The organism is Paraburkholderia sp. BCC1884 (assembly GCF_900996225.1).
In the GTDB taxonomy this organism is placed as follows: Bacteria; Pseudomonadota; Gammaproteobacteria; order Burkholderiales; family Burkholderiaceae; genus Paraburkholderia.
Genome location: NZ_CAAJGL010000102.1, coordinates 1 through 590, shown reverse-complemented (window position 1 = coordinate 590; position 590 = coordinate 1). Strand labels below are relative to the sequence as shown.

Genomic DNA, 590 nt, shown 5'->3' with positions numbered 1-590 from the left:
TCGATCACCGGTCCGACCGCGAACGATCGCTGGTACAGCGCCGCCAGCCGCAACGGCGCCGGCCCGATCGCGTACTGCCCGTCGGGCAGCCGGCGAATGAAGCCGCCATGCTCCAGCGCCGCCAGCAGCCGCAGGATCGTGCTCTTGTAGAGCGCCGTGCGGCGCGACAGCTCGGCCAGCGTCAGGCGATCGTCGCCCGGGCCGAACGCATCGAAAATCGCGAACGCACGATCGAGCACGGCCACGCCGCTCGAATTCGCGTCCACCGCCTCCTGCGCTGAGCCTGCTTCGTCTTCCATCACCCGCCCGATCCTTTCGAGATTGATACGTCGCACACTCTATCGTTCTGCCTGATAGAACACAAGATCCAGGATTTTCGCGAAATTCCGGGTTAACACGGCTTAAAACAGTACGCTCGCGCTCCTATAGTTCCATCTGACAGAACATTGATCTATCAGACAGAACGCAATCAAGGGAGCCGCACCATGACGACATCGTCCCCAAACCGCGTGCTGGTCAGCGAGGTCGGCCCTCGCGACGGCCTGCAGAGCATCAAGCGCGTCATGCCGACCGAGGCCAAGCTGCGCTGG

At 62.9% G+C, this 590-nt stretch carries 1 protein-coding gene and 1 pseudogene; one reads left to right on the top strand and one right to left on the bottom strand.

The annotated features are described in order from the left end of the window. Positions 1 to 299, bottom strand: a 299-nt coding sequence (locus FQ705_RS25550; RefSeq protein ID WP_144145806.1) for a helix-turn-helix domain-containing protein, incomplete at its 3' end; no start/stop codon positions are given. 186 nt (positions 300 to 485) lie between these two features. On the opposite strand from FQ705_RS25550, the pseudogene FQ705_RS34640 reads away from it, so the two are divergent. Beyond that, positions 486 to 590, top strand: a pseudogene (locus tag FQ705_RS34640) (hydroxymethylglutaryl-CoA lyase); the annotation flags it as partial.